The sequence below is a fragment of the Brachybacterium sp. genome (genome assembly GCF_036379615.1).
Taxonomy (GTDB): domain Bacteria; phylum Actinomycetota; class Actinomycetes; order Actinomycetales; family Dermabacteraceae; genus Brachybacterium.
Genome location: NZ_DASVGJ010000024.1, coordinates 1 through 19,972, shown reverse-complemented (window position 1 = coordinate 19,972; position 19,972 = coordinate 1). Strand labels below are relative to the sequence as shown.

At 72.1% G+C, this 19,972-nt stretch carries 19 protein-coding genes; 13 read left to right on the top strand and 6 right to left on the bottom strand.

What is annotated here, in order from left to right:
- Positions 1-4 precede the first annotated feature (4 nt).
- Positions 5-739: a bifunctional 1-(5-phosphoribosyl)-5-((5-phosphoribosylamino)methylideneamino)imidazole-4-carboxamide isomerase/phosphoribosylanthranilate isomerase PriA gene (gene priA / locus VF289_RS04590; protein WP_330881558.1), complete on the top strand. Its 735-nt coding sequence runs from the start codon at positions 5-7 to the stop codon at positions 737-739.
- Complete coding sequence (locus tag VF289_RS04585) at positions 736-1,650, top strand: SseB family protein (protein WP_330881556.1); 915 nt, start codon at positions 736-738, stop codon at positions 1,648-1,650. Before priA ends, VF289_RS04585 begins: the two co-directional genes overlap by 4 nt.
- Positions 1,651-1,693: 43 nt before the next feature.
- On the opposite strand, the gene VF289_RS04580 is transcribed toward VF289_RS04585, so the two are convergent.
- Both VF289_RS04580 and VF289_RS04575 read right to left on the bottom strand, forming a co-directional pair.
- On the bottom strand, positions 1,694-2,101 hold the full coding sequence (locus VF289_RS04580; protein WP_330881554.1) for a DUF1844 domain-containing protein: 408 nt from the start codon (positions 2,099-2,101) through the stop codon (positions 1,694-1,696).
- Between the two features lie 126 nt (positions 2,102-2,227).
- Complete coding sequence (locus VF289_RS04575; protein WP_330881552.1) at positions 2,228-3,325, bottom strand: hypothetical protein; 1,098 nt, start codon at positions 3,323-3,325, stop codon at positions 2,228-2,230.
- Positions 3,326-3,654: 329 nt separating this feature from the next.
- Here VF289_RS04575 and infC point away from each other — a divergent pair, with 329 nt between their 5' ends.
- The 5 genes from infC to VF289_RS04550 are packed head-to-tail and all read left to right on the top strand — an operon-like array spanning position 3,655 to position 7,943.
- Complete coding sequence (infC, locus tag VF289_RS04570) at positions 3,655-4,281, top strand: translation initiation factor IF-3 (RefSeq protein WP_330881576.1); 627 nt, start codon at positions 3,655-3,657, stop codon at positions 4,279-4,281.
- 25 nt (positions 4,282-4,306) lie between these two features.
- Positions 4,307-4,501, top strand: coding sequence for a 50S ribosomal protein L35 (gene rpmI, locus VF289_RS04565; RefSeq protein WP_330881550.1), 195 nt, complete (start codon positions 4,307-4,309; stop codon positions 4,499-4,501).
- Positions 4,502-4,559: 58 nt separating this feature from the next.
- Entirely contained in the window at positions 4,560-4,940 is a 381-nt protein-coding gene (gene rplT / locus VF289_RS04560; protein ID WP_096798794.1) for a 50S ribosomal protein L20, read from the top strand.
- A gap of 19 nt (positions 4,941-4,959) precedes the next feature.
- Positions 4,960-5,838: an RNA methyltransferase gene (locus VF289_RS04555; RefSeq protein ID WP_330881545.1), complete on the top strand. Its 879-nt coding sequence runs from the start codon at positions 4,960-4,962 to the stop codon at positions 5,836-5,838.
- Complete coding sequence (locus VF289_RS04550) at positions 5,835-7,943, top strand: cytochrome c oxidase assembly protein (protein ID WP_330881542.1); 2,109 nt, start codon at positions 5,835-5,837, stop codon at positions 7,941-7,943. Before VF289_RS04555 ends, VF289_RS04550 begins: the two co-directional genes overlap by 4 nt.
- Positions 7,944-7,962: 19 nt before the next feature.
- Here VF289_RS04550 and VF289_RS04545 read toward each other — a convergent pair whose 3' ends face one another.
- Positions 7,963-9,687 carry an ABC transporter ATP-binding protein gene (locus tag VF289_RS04545; protein WP_330881540.1) on the bottom strand — a complete coding sequence of 575 codons (1,725 nt, stop codon included), beginning with the start codon at positions 9,685-9,687 and terminating at the stop codon, positions 7,963-7,965.
- Positions 9,688-9,883: 196 nt separating this feature from the next.
- Entirely contained in the window at positions 9,884-10,612 is a 729-nt protein-coding gene (locus tag VF289_RS04540) for a MerR family transcriptional regulator (RefSeq protein WP_330881538.1), read from the bottom strand.
- A 174-nt stretch (positions 10,613-10,786) separates the two neighbouring features.
- Here VF289_RS04540 and VF289_RS04535 point away from each other — a divergent pair, with 174 nt between their 5' ends.
- Positions 10,787-11,680, top strand: coding sequence for a CPBP family intramembrane glutamic endopeptidase (locus VF289_RS04535; protein ID WP_330881536.1), 894 nt, complete (start codon positions 10,787-10,789; stop codon positions 11,678-11,680).
- Positions 11,681-11,889: 209 nt separating this feature from the next.
- Here VF289_RS04535 and VF289_RS04530 read toward each other — a convergent pair whose 3' ends face one another.
- On the bottom strand, positions 11,890-12,510 hold the full coding sequence (locus tag VF289_RS04530) for an MBL fold metallo-hydrolase (RefSeq protein ID WP_330881534.1): 621 nt from the start codon (positions 12,508-12,510) through the stop codon (positions 11,890-11,892).
- Positions 12,507-13,607, bottom strand: coding sequence for an S-(hydroxymethyl)mycothiol dehydrogenase (locus VF289_RS04525; protein ID WP_330881532.1), 1,101 nt, complete (start codon positions 13,605-13,607; stop codon positions 12,507-12,509). Before VF289_RS04525 ends, VF289_RS04530 begins: the two co-directional genes overlap by 4 nt.
- A 203-nt stretch (positions 13,608-13,810) precedes the next feature.
- Here VF289_RS04525 and pheS point away from each other — a divergent pair, with 203 nt between their 5' ends.
- From pheS to argC, 5 genes are all read left to right on the top strand, one after another.
- Positions 13,811-14,917 carry a phenylalanine--tRNA ligase subunit alpha gene (gene pheS, locus VF289_RS04520; RefSeq protein WP_330881530.1) on the top strand — a complete coding sequence of 369 codons (1,107 nt, stop codon included), beginning with the start codon at positions 13,811-13,813 and terminating at the stop codon, positions 14,915-14,917.
- A gap of 1 nt (position 14,918) precedes the next feature.
- A complete protein-coding gene (gene pheT / locus VF289_RS04515; RefSeq protein ID WP_330881528.1) occupies positions 14,919-17,522 on the top strand; it encodes a phenylalanine--tRNA ligase subunit beta in 2,604 nt (867 codons plus the stop codon).
- Positions 17,519-18,049 (top strand): hypothetical protein, encoded by a 531-nt coding sequence (locus VF289_RS04510; RefSeq protein ID WP_330881526.1) that lies wholly within the window; start codon positions 17,519-17,521, stop codon positions 18,047-18,049. The genes pheT and VF289_RS04510 overlap by 4 nt, the downstream gene beginning before the upstream one ends.
- 5 nt (positions 18,050-18,054) lie before the next feature.
- Positions 18,055-18,750: a family 20 glycosylhydrolase gene (locus tag VF289_RS04505; RefSeq protein WP_330881524.1), complete on the top strand. Its 696-nt coding sequence runs from the start codon at positions 18,055-18,057 to the stop codon at positions 18,748-18,750.
- A 61-nt stretch (positions 18,751-18,811) separates the two neighbouring features.
- The gene (gene argC, locus VF289_RS04500; protein ID WP_330881523.1) at positions 18,812-19,951 is read left to right on the top strand and encodes an N-acetyl-gamma-glutamyl-phosphate reductase; all 1,140 of its coding nucleotides are present in this window, start codon (positions 18,812-18,814) and stop codon (positions 19,949-19,951) included.
- Positions 19,952-19,972: the final 21 nt, after the last annotated feature.

Below are 19,972 nucleotides of genomic sequence, written 5' to 3'. Positions count from 1 at the left end.
CCCCATGACCGCTCCCGTGCTCGAGCTGCTCCCCGCCGTCGACGTGCAGGATGGCCAGGCCGTCCGACTCGTCCAGGGCGAGGCGGGCTCCGAGACCGCCTACGGCGCCCCGCTGGACGCCGCCCTCGCCTTCCAGGAGGGCGGCGCGAGCTGGCTGCACCTGGTGGACCTCGATGCCGCCTTCGGCCGGGGCAGCAACGCCGCGCTGCTCTCGGACGTGGTCGCCGCCGTCGACATGAACGTCGAGCTCTCCGGGGGGATCCGGGACGATGAATCGCTCGCCGCGGCCCTGGCCACCGGCTGCCGCCGCGTCAACCTCGGCACCGCAGCCCTCGAGAATCCGGAATGGACCGCGGACATCCTCGCCGAGCACGGCGACCGGATCGCCGTCGGCCTCGACGTGCGCGGCACCACCCTCGCCGCCCGCGGCTGGACCCGTGAGGGCGGGGACCTGTGGGAGACCCTCGAGCGTCTGGACGAGGCGGGCTGCCAGCGCTACGTCGTCACCGATGTCACCAAGGACGGCACCCTGCGCGGCCCGAATCTCGACCTGTTGCGCGACGTGTGCTCCCGGACCGACGCGAAGGTGGTCGCCTCCGGCGGGATCTCCTCCCTCGATGACCTCCGCGCCCTGCGCGAGCTGGTCGAGATCGGGGTCGAGGGCGCGATCGTGGGCAAGGCCCTGTACGCACAGGCGTTCACGATGGGCGAGGCGCTCGACGTCGCAGGGCGGCCGTGACCTCCGCGCCGGGCGGCCCGGCCGACGGTGCGGGTCCGACCAATGGCGGCGGTCCGGCCGATGCCGCTGAGCGGGCCGGCACCGCTGAGCAGGCCGGCGCCGCTGAGCCGTCGGCCGGGGAACGGGCGCAGCGGACGCTGCCCGCGCACTTCCGGGAGAAGTCCCCGCTGACGGACACCGCCGGGGTGACCTGGGAAGGGCGTGACTACAGCGTCAGCCCCTTCCCGGGGGATGACGGCTCCGCTCCCGCGCCGGTCGTCGCGGCGCTCGCCGCGCATCGGGCGGGGGAGGACCCTCACCGTCGGCAGCTGGTGGCGGCGCTGGGCACCGCGCGCGTGCTGGTGCCGATCATGGCGGTCGCGACCGAGACCGGCACCACAGCCCACGGTCTCACCGGTGACAACGGTGCGGACATGGCGATGGTCTCGCTCACCGCGCCCGATGGCAGCACCGTGCTGCCGCTGTTCACCTCGGTGGGTGCGCTCGCCGCCTGGCGCTCGGATGCGCGGCCGGTCCCGGTGGTCGGTGCGCAGGCGGCGCAGGCGGCCGTGCAGGAGGGCTGCACCGCCCTGCTGCTGGATGCCGCGACACCGGAGGCCGAGGGCGGGCCGGTGCTGCTGCCGCGCTCGGTGCTGTGGGCTCTGGCCCAGGGACGCGAGTGGATCCCCCCGCACGAGGACCCTGAGCTCGCCCGCGCCCTGCAGCAGGTCGCTGAAGAGGCCTCCGAGCAGGTCGTCGGGCTCGAGGCCGGGGCGGGGGAGCGGGCCGAGGTGGATCTCCACCTGCAGCTGCGCCCCGGGCTCACCGCGGGCGAGGTCCGGGCCGTGGTCGATGCGGTCACCGCACGACTGGGCACCGAGGAGATCGTCGCGGAGCGGATCAGCTCGCTGCGGATCGTGCTCGGCTCCTGACCCGCCCGCTGCGGCGAGAGGGCAGGTCAGGAGCCGCTCATCGTCAGGAGACGCGGCCGGTGTACTTCTCGCCCGGAGACTCCCCGGGGGCATCCGGGAAGGGCAGGGCCTCGGCGAAGGCGAGCTGGAGCGACCGCAGGCCGTCACGCAGCGACCGGGCGTGCTCGTTGCCGATCTCGGGCGCCGCCGCGGTGATCAGCCCGGCCAGCGCATTGATCAGCTTCCGGGCCTCGGCGAGGTCCTGGTACTGCCCGGTGGCCTCGTCCTCGGCGAGCCCCACCTTGACCGCCGCGGCGCTCATCAGGTGCACGCAGGCGGAGGTGATGATCTCCACCGAGGACACCTCGGAGATGTCCCGCAGCTCCTGGGCGCTGGTGTCCTCCCCGGGGTGGTCGGGGCGGTCGGGGTGATCGTGGTGGTCGTGCTGGTCCGCGTGCTGGTGGTCGGTCACTGGTGGGTCCTCCATGGTCGGCTGCGGTCCCCGGCGGGGACCGTCGTGATGCGGCGTGCGGTGTCGTGCGCGGTGCAGTGCAGTGTGTGGAGCGGTCCGGTGCCCGGCGCGGCGCCGGAACCCGGCTCACGTGCCGAGGGGCAGGGTGCCGGCCTCGTCGAGGGTGTTCAGCGTGATGTGGAGCCCTTCGGGCTCGGCACCGATCGGGACGTCGAAGACGGCATGGACGTTCGTGGTCGCGCCGGACTGGACGATGGTCGCGCCGCTGCTGTCGGCCTGGTGCAGCCCGGTGGCCTCGACATCCACCGGCTGCGTGCCGTCGGTGGTCTCCAGGGTCAGGTTCTCCAGCATGGACACGCCGACGTCGGACCGGTTGTCGACCTCGAAGGTGACGATGATGAACTCTCCCTCGGGCTCGACGGCGTTCTGCGAGACGCCCACCGAGCGGACCCCGACCTCGGTGCTCACCTCGGTGAAGGTCACCTCGGCGAGCTGGAGGTCTCCGGGCGCGCCGGCCCCCTCAGGGGCCTCGGACTCCTGCGCGCTCGGGGCAGGGTCGGAGGAGCCCGCGGAGGAGAAGGAGCGGATCGCGAGGATCCCACCGCCCACAACGACCACCAGCAGGAGCACGGCGGCCAGGGAGACCCCGGCGATCAGCAGTCCCGAACGGCGCTTCGGGGACCCTGCCTCCTCGAGCTTCGGAGCCGGCCGACGGTTCGGGCGTGCGGGGCGAGGGGGAGGCGTGGGGAACCCTTCCGGGACCGGGCGGAGCACCGCCCGGGGAGCGGTGGCGCCACGCAGCGCCGTGGTGCCTCGCACACCGGTCGCGGAGTGCAGGCCGGTGGCGGGCGACGCGTCGGGATCCGTGGGGTCGCCCGCGGTGGCGGGGTCCCCGGTGGCGGGGTCCTCGGTGGAGGGGCTCCCGGTGGCGGGGGAGAGACCGGTCGCGGGAGCGTGGGCATCCGCCGAGCCCGGGGGAGCGGGCTCCGCAGCGCCCGTGCCGGAATCGGCGGCGCGGGGCCCGTCGGCGCCCGCCGCCGCGAGCGGCGCCTCCCCGTACCCGTAGTCGTACGACGGTCCGGCCGCGTGCGGGGCGGGCGACCCCTCCGGGGATCGTCCCTCGGAGGGGGTCGCTCCTGCAGGGGAGATCGGCCCCTCGGACGGGGTCGGTGCGGATTCGCCGATCCGGTCGTCCCCGTCGGGTGCGTGACGGTCGGTCTCCACCAAAACTCCTCGCTGTGGTTGCAGCAGACGGGCGCGACGCACATCACCTGGACTGCGGGCGCACTCCTGCTAGGATAGACGACTGGAACAGGTCGACACCCTCGTCATACGTTCCTCAAGTGGAGTCCCTTCCCACCTCGTGGCGATCCGCCCGTGAGCCCCGGCTCGCGGCGAACAGCCGCTGGGTCAGTATCGCAGCCGTGCCTCATCGCGCGGCGAGCGGGCGTCACAGTCCGTTCGGCGCTCCGGCGCGTGCACCTTGGGGCCTCCGCATGACATGCGGGGGCCTTCGTCGTCATCCGACGCGAAACACAAGGTGAGGAGCCAACATCAGCGAACAGCGCATCAACGGTCAGATCAGGGTCCCCAAGGTCCTCCTGGTCGGGCCCGCCGGCGAGCAGGTCGGCGAGGTCCGTGTCGAGGACGCCCTGCGTCTCGCCCAGGAAGCAGATCTCGACCTGGTCGAGGTCGCGCCCGGCGCGAACCCGCCGGTCGCTCGTCTCATGGATTACGGCAAGTACAAGTACGAAGCCAACCTGAAGGCCCGTGAGGCGCGCAAGAACCAGGCGAACACGGTCCAGAAGGAAATCCGTATGGGCCTGAAGATCGACACCCACGACTACGACACCAAGCGTCGCAACGTCGAGAAGTTCCTCGACGGCGGCGACAAGGTGAAGGTCATCATCCGCTTCCGCGGGCGCGAGCAGTCCCGCCCCGAGCGCGGCGTGAAGCTGCTGCAGCGAATGGCCGAGGATGTCGCGGAGTACGGGTTCGTCGAGTCGCACCCGCGACAGGACGGCCGGAACATGGTGATGGTCTTCGGACCGCACAAGAAGAAGGCCCAGGCCATGGCCGAGGCCCGCAAGCGCAAGACCGATGCCGAGAAGGCCGCCGCCCGGAACGAGGGCGAGAAGCCCTCGACCGAGGCCGGGGCCGAGACCGCCACCGAGTCCTGAGAAACGTCACAAGGAGAACAGGCAGATGCCGAAGAACAAGACCCACTCGGGTACCAAGAAGCGGATCCGCGTCACCGGCTCGGGCAAGCTCATGCGCGAGAAGGCCAACGCCCGCCACCTGCTGGAGCACAAGTCCTCCTCCCGCAAGCGCCGCCTGGGCAACGACACCTCTGTCGCCAAGGCCGACGTCAAGCGCATGAAGAAGCTGCTGGGCCGCTGATCGCCCACGCGGGAGCCGAGCTCCCGCGACCCTGAACTTACGATCGAAGGAGTATCACGTGGCACGCGTGAAGCGGGCGGTCAACGCCCAGAAGAAGCGTCGGGAAATCCTCGAGCAGGCCAGCGGCTACCGCGGCCAGCGCTCGCGCCTGTACCGCAAGGCGAAGGAGCAGGTGCTGCACTCGCAGACCTACAACTTCCGCGACCGCAAGAAGCGCAAGGGCAACTTCCGCCAGCTGTGGATCCAGCGCATCAACGCTGCTTCCCGCGCGAACGGCCTGACCTACAACCGTCTCATCCAGGGCCTCGGGCTCGCGGGTGTCGAGGTCGACCGCCGCATGCTCGCCGAGCTCGCCGTCAACGACGCGCCGGCTTTCGCCGCCCTGGTCGAGGTCGCCAAGAACGCCCTCCCCGAGGACGTCAACGCCCCGGCAGCCTGACATCGCGGACTCTTCTGCGATGAACGAGCGCCCGGACAGGTCGCCGCTCACCTCGCCCCGCTCCGAGCGGGTGCGGAAGGTGGCGGCACTGGCCGGGCGCTCTGCGCGTCGCAAGCAGGGCCGATTCCGCATCGAGGGGCCCCAGTCGGTCCGCTCGCTGCTCGCGCACCGGCCGGAGCTGGCGCGCGAGGTCTTCATGACCGAGCGCGCCGCCGCCGACCATCCTGAGCTGGTGGAGCTCGCCGACGCAGCCGGCCTCCCCGTCCGCAGGGTCGACGAGCCGATCCTCCGCGCCCTGGTGCGCGAGGGCGAGGGGGCCTCGGAACCCGCCGCCGGCACCCTGGTCTCCCCGCAGGGGGTGGTCGCCGTCGGCGCCCTGCCCGCCGAGGACCCTGTCACCGCTCGCGCCGCGCTCGAGGCGCTCCCGGCCGACGGCGCGCTCACCGTCGTGGTCCTCCACGAGGTCCGCGATCCCGGCAACGTCGGCACCCTGATCCGCACCGCCGATGCGTCCGGCGCGGACCTGGTGCTGCTCACCCGCACCAGCGCCGACCCCTTCTCGCCGAAGGCGGTCCGTGCCGCCGTCGGCAGCCTGTTCCACCTCCCCGTGGTCACCGGCGCCGAGATCGACGACGTGCTCGCCGCGCTGGCAGGCACCTCGATCGTCGCGGCCGCCACCAGCGGGTACGCGAGCTCCGAGCTGTTCACCGTCGATCTGCCCGCACGCATCGCCTGGATCCTCGGCAATGAGGCGCGAGGGCTGGACGAGGCGACCCTCGGAGCCGCTCCGCTCACGGTGCGGATCCCGCTGGCGGGGCACGCCGAATCGCTCAACGTCCACACCGCCGCGACCGTCTGCCTCTTCGAGACGCTCCGGCGACGGCAGGCAGGGGCATGAGCGTCGACCTCCGCCGCGCGAGCACCCTCAGCATCCCCCTCCTCCTGCTGCTCACCGTGGCAGCCGCCCTGGTGGGCATGGCCGCCACCGGTGCCCTCACCCCGGCGGAGCTGGTCCCGGCCTCCCCGCTGGTGACATGGGGGCTGCCCGTCGTCCGAGCCGTCCACCACCTGGGCCTGCTGCTCGCCATCGGCGCCGGCGGCACGGCCGTGCTGCTGCTGCCCGGTCCCGGTCGCCGCGAGGTGACCACCCTGGACCCGCTGCGCCGCAGGACCGTGCGCCTCGGCGCGGCGGGAGCGCTGCTGTGGGCGGTGGCCTCCCTCGCCCTGATCCCGCTCGTCGGCCTGGAGGCCGCCGGTGCCGGCACCGACCTGAACGTCTGGGAGGTGGCGATCGGCGGAGAGCTGGGCCGGATCCAGCTCGGCATCGCCGTCTTCGCCGCGCTGTCCGCCCTCGCCTACCTGCTCGCGCGGTCCACGGTGCTGGCGTGCTGGGGCCTGGCCTTCGCCGGGATCGGCGCGGCGACCCTGGGGCTCGCCGGGCATGCCGGCTCCAGCCTCGACCACGTCAACGCCGTCAACGCCATGTCCGTGCACCTGGTGGCCGTCTCCGTCTGGGCCGGCGGCCTGCTGGTGCTCTTCCTGCTCAGCGCACGGATGGACGAGTCGCAGATGGCGACCGCGATCCAGCGGTTCTCGCCCTGGGCGCTGGCGGCGGTGACCGCCCTCGCGATGAGCGGGCTGATCAGCGCTGGGATCCGGATGTCGAGCGTCGCGGAGCTGTTCACGACCGGCTACGGCCGCGTGGTGCTCGCCAAGGCGCTGGGGCTGCTCGCCCTCGCGGTGCTGGGGGCGCTGCAGCGGGGCCGGCTGGGGGAGCGGCTCCGGTTCCGCCACCTCGCCGCGACCGAGGGCCTGGTGATGGCGGCGGTGATCGGTGCCTCGATCGCGCTGGGCCGCTCCGCCCCGCCTGTCCCGCAGGACATCCCCGCCGTGGGGGACCTGACGGTGCTGTCGCTGGTGGGCTACCTCCCCCCGGAGCAGGAGTTCTCGCCCGGGGCTCTGTTCACGGTGTTCCAGCCCGACTGGATCGCGCTCGCCCTGGCCGTGACCATGGCCGGGCTCTACCTCACCGGGGTGGTGCGGCTGACGCGCCGCGGGGACGCCTGGCCGTGGATCCGGACGGCCTGCTTCCTCGCCGGCTGCCTGGCTTTCGCCTGGGTGATGAACGGCGGCGCCGCCGCCTGGGGCAGGTTCCGCTTCGATGCGCACATGGTCCAGCACATGGCGATGATGATGATCGTGCCGCCGCTGTGGGTGCTCGGCGCCCCGGTCACGCTGCTGACGCGTGCGGTGGCGCCCCGCACCGACGGCTCCCGCGGCGTACGGGAATGGGTGCTGGCCGCTCTGCACTCCGGCTACTCCCGGCTGCTCTCCTCCCCGCCGCTGGCCGGGCTGATCTTCGTCGGCTCCCTGGTCATCTTCTACTTCTCGCCCCTGTTCGAGCTGGCCATGCGCCACCACCTCGGGCATGTGCTGATGACCGTCCACTTCCTCGCCTCCGGTTACCTCTTCGCGTGGGTGCTGATCGGCATCGACCCCTCGCAGAAGCCGATCAACCCGGTGCTGAAGCTGATCACCCTGCTGGTCACCCTCGCCTTCCACGCCTTCTTCGGGGTGGCCATGGTCTCGGCGACCTGGCTGGTCGCGGAGGGCTGGTACGCGCAGCTGGGGATGTACACGGCGGACCAGCTGGAGCTGGTCCAGATCCGGGGCGGCACGATCATGTGGGCGATCTCCGAGGTTCCCACCGTCGGCTACGCGATCATCGTCGCCGTGCTGTGGATGAAGTCCGAGGATCGCCGGGCGCGGCAGTTCGACCGCAAGGCCGCCCGCGACGGCGGGGCCGAGCTCGCGGCGTACAACGCGTATCTCGCGACGCTGCGGGGTGAGGGCGGTGCCGACGGGGCCGAGCGCGGTCCCGATGTGGCCGAGAGCAGTGCCGACGGGGTCGAGCGCGACGGCGCCGAGCGGGACGCCGAGGGGCCCCAGGACGGCGTGGAGCCGCCGGCGACCGACAGCGACGTGGCGCGGCGGAGCCCGTGAGATCAGCACGGGCTCACGCCTAGCTCTGTTCGGCGAAGATGGCGGCGAATCGGCCCTGTCGGGCGAGGAGCTGGCCGTAGTCGCCCTGTTCGACGACTCTGCCGTCGTCGAAGACGTAGATGCGGTCCATCTCCTTCAGCGTCCATGCGCGGTGGGAGACGACCACGGTGATCCGACCCTGCTTCGTGCGCTGCAGCTCGTGGAAGATCTCCTGCTCGGCCTCCGCGTCGATCGCGGACGTCGGCTCGTCGAGGACCCAGATCGGGCAGTCGCGCAGGTAGATGCGGGCCAGTGCGAGCCGCTGCCATTGCCCGCCGGAGATCCCGACGCCTCCCCATTGCTCGCCGAGCTGCTGGTCCAGCCCATCGGGCATCGCCTCCACCATGCCGGCGGCGTGGGCCGATCTCAGCGCGGTCCACACGTCGTCGTCGGAGACATCGCTCCGCGGCGAGCCGAGCTGCACGGCATCGCGCACGGTCAGCTCGAACCGTCCGAACTCCTGGGTGAGGAGTCCGAAGTGCGCGAGCCACGCGGACTCGCCCAGCTCCGCGCGGGTCCTCCCGTCGATCGCGACCGTGCCTGCGTGGGCGTCGACGAGGCCCAGGATCGCGTTGACCGTCGTGGTCTTCCCGGCTCCGTTGATGCCCACCAGGGCGATGACCTCCCCGCGCGAGACCTCGATGTCCACGTCGGAGATCGCGTCGTGGTGGCGGCCGTCGTAGCGATGGGTCAGTCCCGTCGTCCGCAGGGACAGCACGTCGCTCGGGCTCGGGTGCACCCGAGTGCTCCGCCCGGCCGAGAGGAAGTCGCGGAGTCCCGATGTGAGGGGGAGCTGCTCGATCGCGAGGCCGGCGTTCAGGCCAGCGCCCGCGGACGCCGCCATCGCGGCCATGACGCCGTAGATCCCGGCGACGGCCGGCGACTCGAGCTCGGCTCCGAGGACGACGGCGATGATCGCGCCCCCGAGCAGGAGCGTCGTCACGAGGCCGCTCAGCGACGAGCCGACGGTCTGGGGCCGCAGCGCCCTGGCCATGATGATGTCGATCGTGCGCCAGCGGGAGGCGACCATCTCCGCGACTCGTTCCGAGGTCCCGAGGCTCGCGAGCTCGGTGGCGGAACGCTGCCGGATGATGAGCTCGCGCAGGTAGCGTTCCCGGTCGTAGTGCGGGCTGACGAGGTCCCACTGGGTCTCCCAGACGCGGGAGAGATACCGCGAGTACACCAGCGGCGGGATCAGGGCGAGCAGCGTGAGCGCTCCGGCGATCGCGCTGAACGTGAACACGGTGGCGATCACCCCGATGGAGGACAGGAGCGCCATGACCGCCGTCGAGTACTGCGAGAAGGACCAGGAGATCCCCTCCCCGATCGCCCGAGAGTGGCGCTCGACCCGAGAGGCGATGGCCGAGTTGACGAGCTCGGCCGGCGCGATGCGCGCCGCCTCCCGCACCAGCGAGGCGTTGAGGCTCGCCTGGAGGCGCTGCGCCGCACGCTGCTGGAAGTCCCCGCAGATCGTGGTCAGCGGTGGGGTGAGCCCGACGATCAGGACCATCGCGAGGAGCAGCCCGGCGATGTCGCGGATCTGATCCGCACGGCCGAGAGCGTCGATCAGCGCCGCGATGACCAGCACCTGGAGGGCCGGGACCGCGGCCAGCGCCAGCGAGACGACCGTGGTCCAGGAGACCATGATCGGTGCCGCCGAGAACGCGCGGCGGCACAGCCACGAGATCGTGGTCAGTGATCGCATCGTCGCTCCCGCGCCTCGGTCATCGGCTGCACCCCCGTCACTATGCCAAGGACGACGCCCTTCCCGGGGCGAAAGCGCCAGGTCCGTTCGGGGCGGACCCCGAAGACGCCCTCCGAGCTTAGGAGCTCATGCGGTGGGGAGCTGCGCGACCATCATCACCGTGCGGCAGCGCTGTGGTGCAGCGACAGCACCGCGTTCACTCCTCGTCAGTGCTCGCTGAGTGCTGGTGGGCCAGGAGGTGGGCCTGGCGGAGCGCTTCGACCTGGGCCGGATTGTAGAGCTCCGTGACCGCTCGGTGGAGATCTCGGAGCGAGTCTGCGGTGCGGGCTCTGAGCGGAGGGGTCTTCACGGCGGGGTGCTCTGCGTAGATCGCCTCGAGCATGGGCGCCAGGTGCGCGGCGACGCCGCGGATCTCGTCGGGACCCGCCCCGGCAGGGAGCTCGTCGAAGTCCCTGTCCGCGTCCTGGTGGGCGGCGACGATCTCCTTCATGTCCTGCACGCCTCGAGCGTGGAAGAGCTGGGAGCTGATCATGATCATCGACCGGTCGGCGGGGGTGAGGTGGTCTGCGACCTCCGCGAAGCCCGCGGGTGTGTCCGGCGTGGCGCGGTGCCGGGTGAGTGCGGCGATCTCAGCGCGCAGCTGCTGCTGGTGGGAGATCGATTCGGCGAGTTGGGCGTCAAGCAGCTGCAACGTCTGGGCGAATGCCTCGTCGGAGTGCTCCAGCTCGGCGATCTGGGCGAGCCCCATCCCCAGATCGCGCAGCCGTGCGATCTGCAGGATGCGCACGAGATGGGCTGTGCCGTACTGCTTGTAGCCGTTCCCGGCGCGTTCCGGCTCGTCGAGCAGCCCGATCCGGTGGTAGTGGCGGATCGTCTTGACGGTGGTCCCCCCGAGCTGGGCGAGGCGCCGGGTGCTCCAGGCCATCAGTGCTCAGGGACATCGGTCGAGGGGCGGCTGAGCATGGCACCCATCTTCGATCGTCGGACTCGGGAAGGGAAGCCGCACAGGCGGAGACGTGACCCTCAGCGGCGTTGACCGTGCCCCCGGGGCAGGGTTTCGACTAGCAGCCGTACACGGCCACTGCTGGAAGGAACTCTGATGCCCGCCGATGACCGTTCCGTCGACGTCTCCCGCCCGTTCGGTGCTCACCTCACCGTGCGCTGGTGGGCGCCGATGCTGCTGACCCTCCTCGTGGTCGCCGCGACATACATCCTGCAACTCCTGTTTCTCGCAGCAGCCGCGATCGTCGAGGTCGGACTCTGGGGAGCAGATCCCAGCGACCCCACCCTCACCCCTCTCTCCTATCTCGCCACCAACCTCGCGATCATCCTCATCGCACCGCTCTCGCTGCTCGCCCTCCGGGTGACCAGCAGGGTCCCGTGGCGCAGCGCCGTGACGCTGGGCCGGAGATTCTCCTGGCGACGCCTCGCCAGCTACACAGCGCTGTTCGCCGGGCTGATGGTGGCCCTGAACCTGCTCATCCACCTGGTCGAGCCCTCACCGGGCTCCGCCTTCGCCATCACCGGGACGACGGTCGCGCTCCTGGTCATCGTGCTTCTGACGACACCTCTCCAGGCTGCCGCCGAGGAGATCGCCTTCCGCGGCGTGCTCACCGCGTCCTACGCCTCGTGGATCCGCGCGGCGCGACCCGCGCTCGTGGTCGGGATCGGCCTGTCCACCGTTCTCTTCGCCCTGCTGCACACGAGCTTCGACCCATGGATGATCCTGAACTACCTCGGCCTCGGCGCGAGCACAGCACTCATCGCCCTGCTCGGTCGCGGGCTCGAGGCCTCCATCGCCTACCACGCCATGAACAACGTGTTCGCCATGGTGATCGGATCGCTCTTCGCCGACGGCGGTGGCATCAGCCAGGACCGGTCCGCGGGCGCCGCCGGACCGTACATGCTGCTGTCCCTCCTCGCCCAGGCGGTCGCCGTCCTCCTGGTGTGGAGGATCGAGAAGCGGCGAGCAGCGGCACCGACGGGAGACTGAGACGACCGGAGTCTCCCGACGGTGAGACCGGGAACGCCGGCGAGGCCGCACCGACACCGCCAGGACGAACACCTCTTCCCCGCCGGTCGCACGCCCCGAGCCGGCGCCGCCGTCGTGCGGAGCGCCCGTCACGCAGGACGGCGGCGATCATCGAGGGATGATCGCCGCCGTTCGCGGTCCCGTGGCTCAGCGGCCGCCGGGGTCGAGTCTCACAGCCAGTCTCCCTGCGCCGCCCGCTTCTCGGTGCCGATGGTCGTGTCCGGGCCGTGACCGGTGTGCACCACCGTGTCCTCGGGCAGCGCGAACAGGCGCTCGCGCACGGACTCCTCGATCGTCTCCCGGGAAGAGAAGGAGCGGCCGGTCGCGCCGGGCCCGCCCTGGAACAGCGTGTCGCCGGTGAACACGGCGCCCAGCTCCTCGGAGTAGTAGCAGGTCGAGCCGGGGGAGTGGCCCGGGGTGTGCAGGGCCTCAAGGCTCACGCCCGCGATCGTGAACATGTCGCCGTCCTCGACCGCGTCGTCCCAGGGCAGGTCGCCGTGGGTGAGCTGCCAGACCTCGGCATCGGCGGGGTTCAGCAGGATCGGCGCCTCGAGCGCCTCGGACAGCTCCGGGGCGAAGCGCACGTGGTCGTCGTGCGCGTGGGTGAGCAGGATCCCCACGCACTCCCGGTCGCCCACGAGCTCCTCGACGGTCGCCACGTCGTGCGGGGCGTCGAAGACGACGCACTGCTCGTCATCGCCGAGCACCCACACGTTGTTGTCCACCTCATGGGTCTCGCCGTCCAGGCTGAAGGTGCCGGAGGTCACGGCATGGTTCAGGCGCGCGGTCATCGGGCCACCTCCACCACGGTGCGCAGCGAGCTCCCGTCATGCAGCGCGTCCAGCGCCGCGTCCGTGCCGGCGAGGTCCGTGCGGCCCGTGACGAAGCGGTCCAGCGGCAGCCGGCCCTGCAGGAACAGGTCGATGAGGTAGGGGAAGTCCCGCTCGGGCAGGCAGTCGCCGTACCAGGAGGACTTCAGCGCCCCTCCGCGGCCGAACACGTCCAGCAGCGGCAGGGTGAGCTCCACGCCCGGGCGGGGGACGCCCACGAGCACCACGCGCCCGGCGAGATCACGCGCGTAGAAGGCGGTCTCGTAGGTCTGCGGGATGCCCACGGCGTCCACGACCACGTCGGCGCCGAAGCCGCCGGTGAGCTCCTGGACCTTCTCGGCCACCTGCTGGGGGGAGAGGTCCTTGGTGAGCACGGTGTGGGTCGCGCCGAGCTCCTCGGCGGCCGTGAGCTTCTTCTCGTCCACGTCCAGGCCGATGATGGTGGTGGCGCCGGCGAGCTTCGCGCCGGCGATCGCCGCGCAGCCCATGCCGCCCAGACCGATCACGGCGAGCGACTCCCCGCGCTGCACCTGGCCGGTGTTGATCGCCGCGCCGATGCCGGCCATCACTCCGCAGCCCAGCAGTCCGGCGACCTCGGCGGGCGCGTCCTCGGAGACCCTCGTGCACTGGCCCTCGTGGACCAGGGTCTTCTCGGCGAAGGAGCCGATGCCGAGCGCCGCCGTCAGCTCGGTGCCGTCGGTGAGGGTCATGGGCGTGGAGGCGTTGTGGGTGTCGAAGCAGTACTGCTGCACGCCCTTCTTGCAGGCCCGGCACTGCCCGCACACGGCGCGCCAATTCAGCACCACGTAGTCGCCCACCTCCACATGGGTGACGTTCTCGCCGATCACCGAGACGCGGCCTGCGGACTCGTGCCCCAGCAGGAAGGGGAACTCGTCGTTGATGCCGCCGTCGCGGTAGGCGAGGTCGGTGTGGCACACACCGGTCGCCTCGATGTCGACGACCACGTCGTGCGGGCCGGGGTCGGGGATGACGATGTCGAGCAGCTCCGCGGGCTGCTTCTCACTGCGGGCGACGACGCCCTTCACGGTCCAGGACATGCTGGCCTCCTTCGAGGTCGGGGTTCGTCGCCAGCCTAACCGTGAGCAGGCGATCCGGCCCCGCTCGCGGGGGCGCGTCTCGGCGCCCGGACGGCCCGCGCACCCAGCACCCCTCGCGCCTCCTAGAATGGCCTGCGGTGCCCGCGCCGCAGTTCCGCACCGCGGTGCCCGCACCCTCCCGCCCCCGGACGAAAGCGAACCCCGTGTCCGAGTCATCCTCGACTCCCGCCGCCCCGGTCATCGACGAGGCGACCATCGGCGACGCCGTCGATGCCGCCCTCGCCGCGATCGCCGGCGCCGCCACCACCGCCGAGCTCAAGCAGGTCCGCATCGACCACGTGGGCGATGCCAGCGTGCTCTCGAGCGCGAACCGGGCGATCAAGGACCTGCCCAAGGATCAGAAGGCCGCCGCCGGCAAGCTGGTGGGCCAGGGCAAGGGTCGGGTGCAGAAGCAGCTGGCCGCCCGCGAGCAGGAGCTCGCCGCCGCGGAGGAGGAGGCCGCGCTCGCCGCGGAGACCGTCGACGTCACCCTCCCCACGGACCGCCGCCCGCGCGGCGCCTCGCACCCTCTGACCACCTTGACCGACAGGATCAACGACTTCTTCGTCGGCATCGGCTGGGAGATCGCCGAGGGCCCGGAGATCGAGTCCTCCTGGCTGAACTTCGACGCCCTGAACGCTGATCCCGAGCACCCCTCCCGCTCGCTGCAGGACACCCTGTACATCGCGCCCGAGGGCTCCGGGATGCTGCTGCGCACCCAGACCTCGCCGGTGCAGATCCGCGCGATGCTCGAGCGCGGCGCACCGCTGTATGTCGCGTGCCCCGGCACCGTCTACCGGGCCGACGAGATCGACGCGACCCACTCGCCGATGTTCCACCAGGTCGAGGGCCTCGCGATCGACAAGGGCCTGACGATGGCGAACCTCGTGGGCACCCTCGACGCCTTCGCCGCGCACCTCTTCGGCGGTGCACCGATCACCCGCCTGCGCCCCAACCACTTCCCCTTCACCGAGCCCAGCGCCGAGATGGACTTCCGCTGCTTCCGCTGCGAGGCGCGTCTGGGCCTGGACCATGACGCGGACCCGACCTGTCGGGTCTGCGGCGGCACCGGCTGGATCGAGATGGGCGGCTGCGGCATGGTCCACCCGAACGTGCTGCGTGCGGCCGGGGTGGACCCCGAGGAGTACCAGGGCTTCGCCTTCGGCCTCGGGATCGAGCGTCTGCTCATGCTGCGCAACAGCGTGGCGGACATGCGCGACATGGTGGAGGGCGACGTGCGCTTCTCCCAGCACTACGGTACGGAGATCTGAGATGCCCCGCATTCCCCTGACCTGGCTCGCCGAGCACACCGCGCTGCCCGCCGACGCCTCCGCCCTGCAGGTCGCCACCGACCTCTCCCGCGTGGGGCTCGAGGAAGAAGCGATCTTCGGAGCCCAGGTGACCGGCCCGCTGGTCGTCGGCCGCGTGCTCGAGCTCGTCAAGGAGCCGCAGAAGAACGGCAAGACCATCAACTGGGTGCGGGTGGACGTCGGCCCCGAGCACAACGAGGAGCTCGACAACCCCAAGGACCCCCAGCCGGGCGAGGAGCGCCCCAGCCGCGGCATCATCTGCGGCGCGCACAACTTCGAAGGCGGCGACCTGGTGGTCGTCTCCCTGCCCGGCACCGTGCTGCCCGGCGACTTCGCGATCGCGGCCCGGAAGACCTACGGCCACACCTCCGACGGCATGATCTGCTCCGGCGACGAGTTGGGCCTGGGGGAGGACCCGGCCGGTGAGGACGGCATCATCGTGCTGGGCCGCGGCCACGCCGAGGGCCTCACCGCCGAGCCCGGCGATGACGCGATCGCCCTGCTGGGCCTCGCCGACGAGGTCGTCGAGATCAACGTGACCCCGGACCGCGGCTACTGCTTCTCGATGCGGGGCGTGGCCCGCGAGTACTCCCACGCGACCGGCGCCGCCTACACCGACCCCGTCTCCACGGTCGAGATCCCGCAGGCCGACGGTGCGGGCGTGGCCGTGCAGCTGCGCGACCAGGCACCGCTGAACGGTGCCCCGGGCTGCTCCCGCTTCGTGGCCCTCGAGGTGCGCGGCGTGGACCCCGCGGCGCAGACCCCGCGCTGGATGGCCCGCCGGCTGACCCTGGCCGGGATGCGACCGATCTCGCTGATCGTGGACGTCACCAACTACGTGATGCTCGACCTCGGCCAGCCGCTGCATGCCTATGACGCGGACGAGGTGGTCGCTCCGATCGTCGTGCGCCGCGCCCTCCCGGGCGAGAAGCTCACCACGCTGGACGACGTGACCCGCACGCTGGATCCCGAGGACCTGCTGATCACCGACAGCGAGGGGGGCGAGGGCGAGCGCCTGCTCGGCATCGCCGGGGTGATGGGCGGCGAATCCACCGAGGTCTCCGCGGCGACCACGAACATCGTGCTCGAGGCGGCGACCTTCCACTCGACCTCGATCGCCCGCTCCGCGCGCCGTCACCGCCTGCCCTCCGAGGCGTCCAAGCGCTTCGAACGCGGCGTGGACCCGCAGCTCCCTCTGACCGCGGCCCACCGCGCCGCCCAGCTGATCGTCGAGCACGGCGGCGGCGAGATCGCCGCGTCGGTCACCGACGAGGGCGCCGCCCCGGCGCCGGCCGCTCCGATCGCCCTGGGCATCGGGGATGCCGCGCGCGTCGTCGGCATCGCGTACACGCCCGAGCAGGTGCGCAGCAGCCTCGAGATGATCGGCTGCACCGTCGAGGACGCCGATCCGGGCACCCTCGCGGTCACCCCGCCCTCCTGGCGTCCGGACCTCGCCATCCGCGAGGATCTCATCGAGGAGATCGCCCGTCTCGTCGGCTACGAGACGATCCCCTCGCTCCTGCCCACCGCCCCCGGCGGTCGCGGGCTCACCCGGGCCCAGCGCGCCCGTCGCTCCGCGCACCGGGCGCTCGTCGAAGCAGGTCTGGTCGAGGTCTCCTCCTACCCCTTCGTGGGCGAGGGCATCTTCGATGCCCTGCGCTACGAGGCCGGCGACCCCCGCCGCAGCGCGGTGCGCCTGCTGAACCCGCTGGCGGATGACGAACCGCTGCTGCGCAGCTCCCTGCTGCAGACCCTGCTGCCCGTCGCCCGTCGCAACCTCGGACGCGGCGAGGAGTCGGTCGCGATCTTCCAGGTCGCCACCACCTCCCTCTCCCGCGCCGAGGGCGCCGTCGCGCCCGTGCCCGCTCCTGCGCAGCGCCCCGGCGAGGCCGAGCTCGAGGCGATCCTCGACGCCCTGCCGCTGCAGGCCCGATCCCTCGCCGCCGTGGTCGGTGGAGCCTCCGGTCCCGCCTCCTGGCAGGGCGAGACCGCGCCCTGGGGCTGGGCCGACGCCTTCGACCTGGCCCGTCGAGCGGCCGCCGCCGTCGGCGCGGAGCTCGAGGTGCGCCAGATCGAGCACGCACCCTTCCACCCCGGCCGCGCCGGAGAGCTGCGCGTCCTCGCGGCCGACGGAGTGAGCACCGTGATCGGCCACGCCGGCGAGCTGCACCCCGCCGTGGTCAAGGAGTTCGGCCTGCCCGCACGCACCAGCGCGCTCGAGCTCGACCTCGAGGCGCTGATCGCCGCGGCCCCGGCCGTCGTCGTCGCGGAGCCGGTGCCGACCTACCCGGTGGCGAAGGAGGACTTCGCCTTCGTGGTCGACCAGGACGTCCCCGCCTCTGCGGTCGAGGCCGCGATCGTGGTGGGCATGGGCGACCTCGCCGAGCGCGTCCACCTCTTCGACGTCTACACCGGCGAGCAGATCGGCGAGGGACGGAAGTCGCTCGCCTTCGCGGTGCGGCTGCGCTCGGTCGAGGGGACCCTCACCGCGGAGCAGATCGGTCAGGCGCGCACGCGCTGCATCGCCGCGGTCGAGTCCGCTGTGGGAGGTGTGCTGCGCGCATGAGCACCCCGCCCGCACCGCAGCCCGACCGCACTCCGGCGCACCCCGCACCCGGGAGGCCGCCCCACGCTCCGGCGGCGGAGGGCGCCGGTCATGGCGCGCCGCCGGTGCCGGAGCGCACGGGGACCATCGCCTGGGCGCTCGGCTTCCTGGCGTATCTCCCGATCCCGTTCCTTGGCCTGATCGTCGCCGGGGTCACCCAGCTCATCGTCGGGCTGCGCCAGCGACAGCACGGCGGTCTCGCCGCGGTCAACGGCGTGCGCGCCGCGAACTGGGGACTGACCCAGCTGTGCTGGCCCGTGCTGATGGTGCTGACCATCGTGCTCGGGCTGCTCACCGGCACCCCGGCGCCCAGCGGCGGTGTCTTCTTCTCGCCGGCGATGGAGGTGCTCGCCGTCACCATGATCGGGCTGTTCTTCCTGGTCTCGGTGATGGAGGCCGTCTACGCGATCGTCGGCACGGTGATGGCGTCCAAGGGCCGACGGGTGAAGCTGCCCGTCATCCCGTTCCTGCGCACCCCGCGCGACTGATCGCCATGCCGCCGTCCAGCGGCCTGAGAAGTGCGAGGTACCAGGGCCTCAGCCTCGATGTGGGACGCAGGGCCTTCAGCGTCGGGGGCGTGATCGATCTGCTCGACCGCATCTCCGGGCTCGGCTTCACGGCGCTGCACCTCCACCTCACCGAGACCCACCGGGTGGGGGTGGTGCTGCCGGGCTTCGAGGAGCTCGCCGCCGACGATGCCTGGGACCACGAGGAGGTCACGCGCATCGTCGACGCGGCCGACGCCGCCGGGATCGCCCTGATCCCGGAGATCGATCTCCCCTCCCACGCCGCAGCGCTGCTGGTGGGCAGGGAGCATCTGCGCCTGAGCGACCGCCACGGCACGGTGCACGAGGACCGTCTGGACATCGCCCGCCCCGAGTCGCTCGAGCTCGCCCTCGCCCTGCTCGAAGCGGTCACGGAGCTGTTCCCGGGGGAGGCGATCCACCTGGGCGGGGACGAGTACTTCGCCGCGCCCTGGGAGAGCGAGGACGAGCAGCATCCGGAGCGGTTCCCGAGCCTGGTCGAGCATGCCCGGCGCGAGCTCGGACCCACCGCGACGGCACTGGACTCCTACGCGCTGTTCGTCAACGCCCTCGCCGCCCGAGCGATCGAGCGGGGCCGGATCCCGATGCTCCGGATCGACCACGTCGTCCCCTCCGCCGAGTCGCCCCTGGTGCCGATCTCGTGACGCTCGGGGCGGCGACGACATCGAGTGGCTGATCATGCAGGAGGGTGTATATACTTCCGGGATGGCCTCCCTTCCCGGCGCAGCACTCGCCCACTCCGACGCCCCCCTCGACGCCACCGCGACCCCTGCGGGTGGTGCGGTGCGCCGTCCTCGCCTGGCCGTCGTCGGCGCCTCCGGGTACGCGGGGGGCGAGACCCTTCGGCTGCTCGCCGGGCATCCCGGCGTCGAGGTCGCGACCGTGACGGCCCACTCGAGCGCGGGCAAGCACCTCTCCGAGGTCGCACCGCACATCGACCTCGGCCATGATCCCGTGCTCGACGAGACGAGCGTGGACACGCTGCGCGGCCACGACGCCGTCGTGCTCGCTCTGCCGCACGGCCAGTCGGGCGAGATCGCCGCCGCGCTGCGGGCGGAGGACCCGGACGTGCTGGTGCTCGACCTCGGGGCCGATCACCGCCTCGAGAGCGCCGAGGACTGGAGCGAGTACTACGGCAGCGAGCATTCGGGCACCTGGACCTACGGCATGCCCGAGCTGCCCCTCGCGGACGGCGGCCGCCAGCGCGACCACCTGGTCGGCGCCCGGGAGATCGCGGTGCCCGGCTGCAATGCCACCGCCGTCACGCTCGCCCTCGCGCCGCTGCTGCGGGCCGGGCTCCTGGACGCCTCCCACCTGGGCGCAGTGCTCCCGGTCGGCTACTCGGGCGCGGGCCGCGCCGCCAAGCAGCACCTGATGTTCGCCGAGGCGCACGGCAGCGCCGTCCCGTACGCCGTGGGCGGCAGTCACCGGCACGTCCCGGAGGTGCTGCAGAACCTCCGGCGCGCCAGCGGCGGGACCGGCCACCGCCTCACCTTCACCCCGGTCCTGGTGCCGATGAGCCGCGGGATCCTCGCCGTGTGCACGGCGCCGGTCGCCACGGGCACCACCACCGCAGATCTGCTCGCCGCGCTGCATGCCGACTATGCGGACGAGCACTTCGTGACGGTCCTCCCCGAGGGCGTCTTCCCCTCCACCGGTGAGGTGGCCGGCGCGAACACCCTGCGGATCGGGGCGACGGTGGACCGTCGCAGCGGCCAGGCCACCGTGGTCTCGGCGCTGGACAACCTGGTCAAGGGCACCGCCGGTGCGGCGCTGCAGTCCCTGAACCTGGCCCTCGGCCTGCCGGAGGCCACAGGCCTGACCCGTACCGCGCTCGCCCCCTGAGCCGCTCCGGCCCCGCCCCCC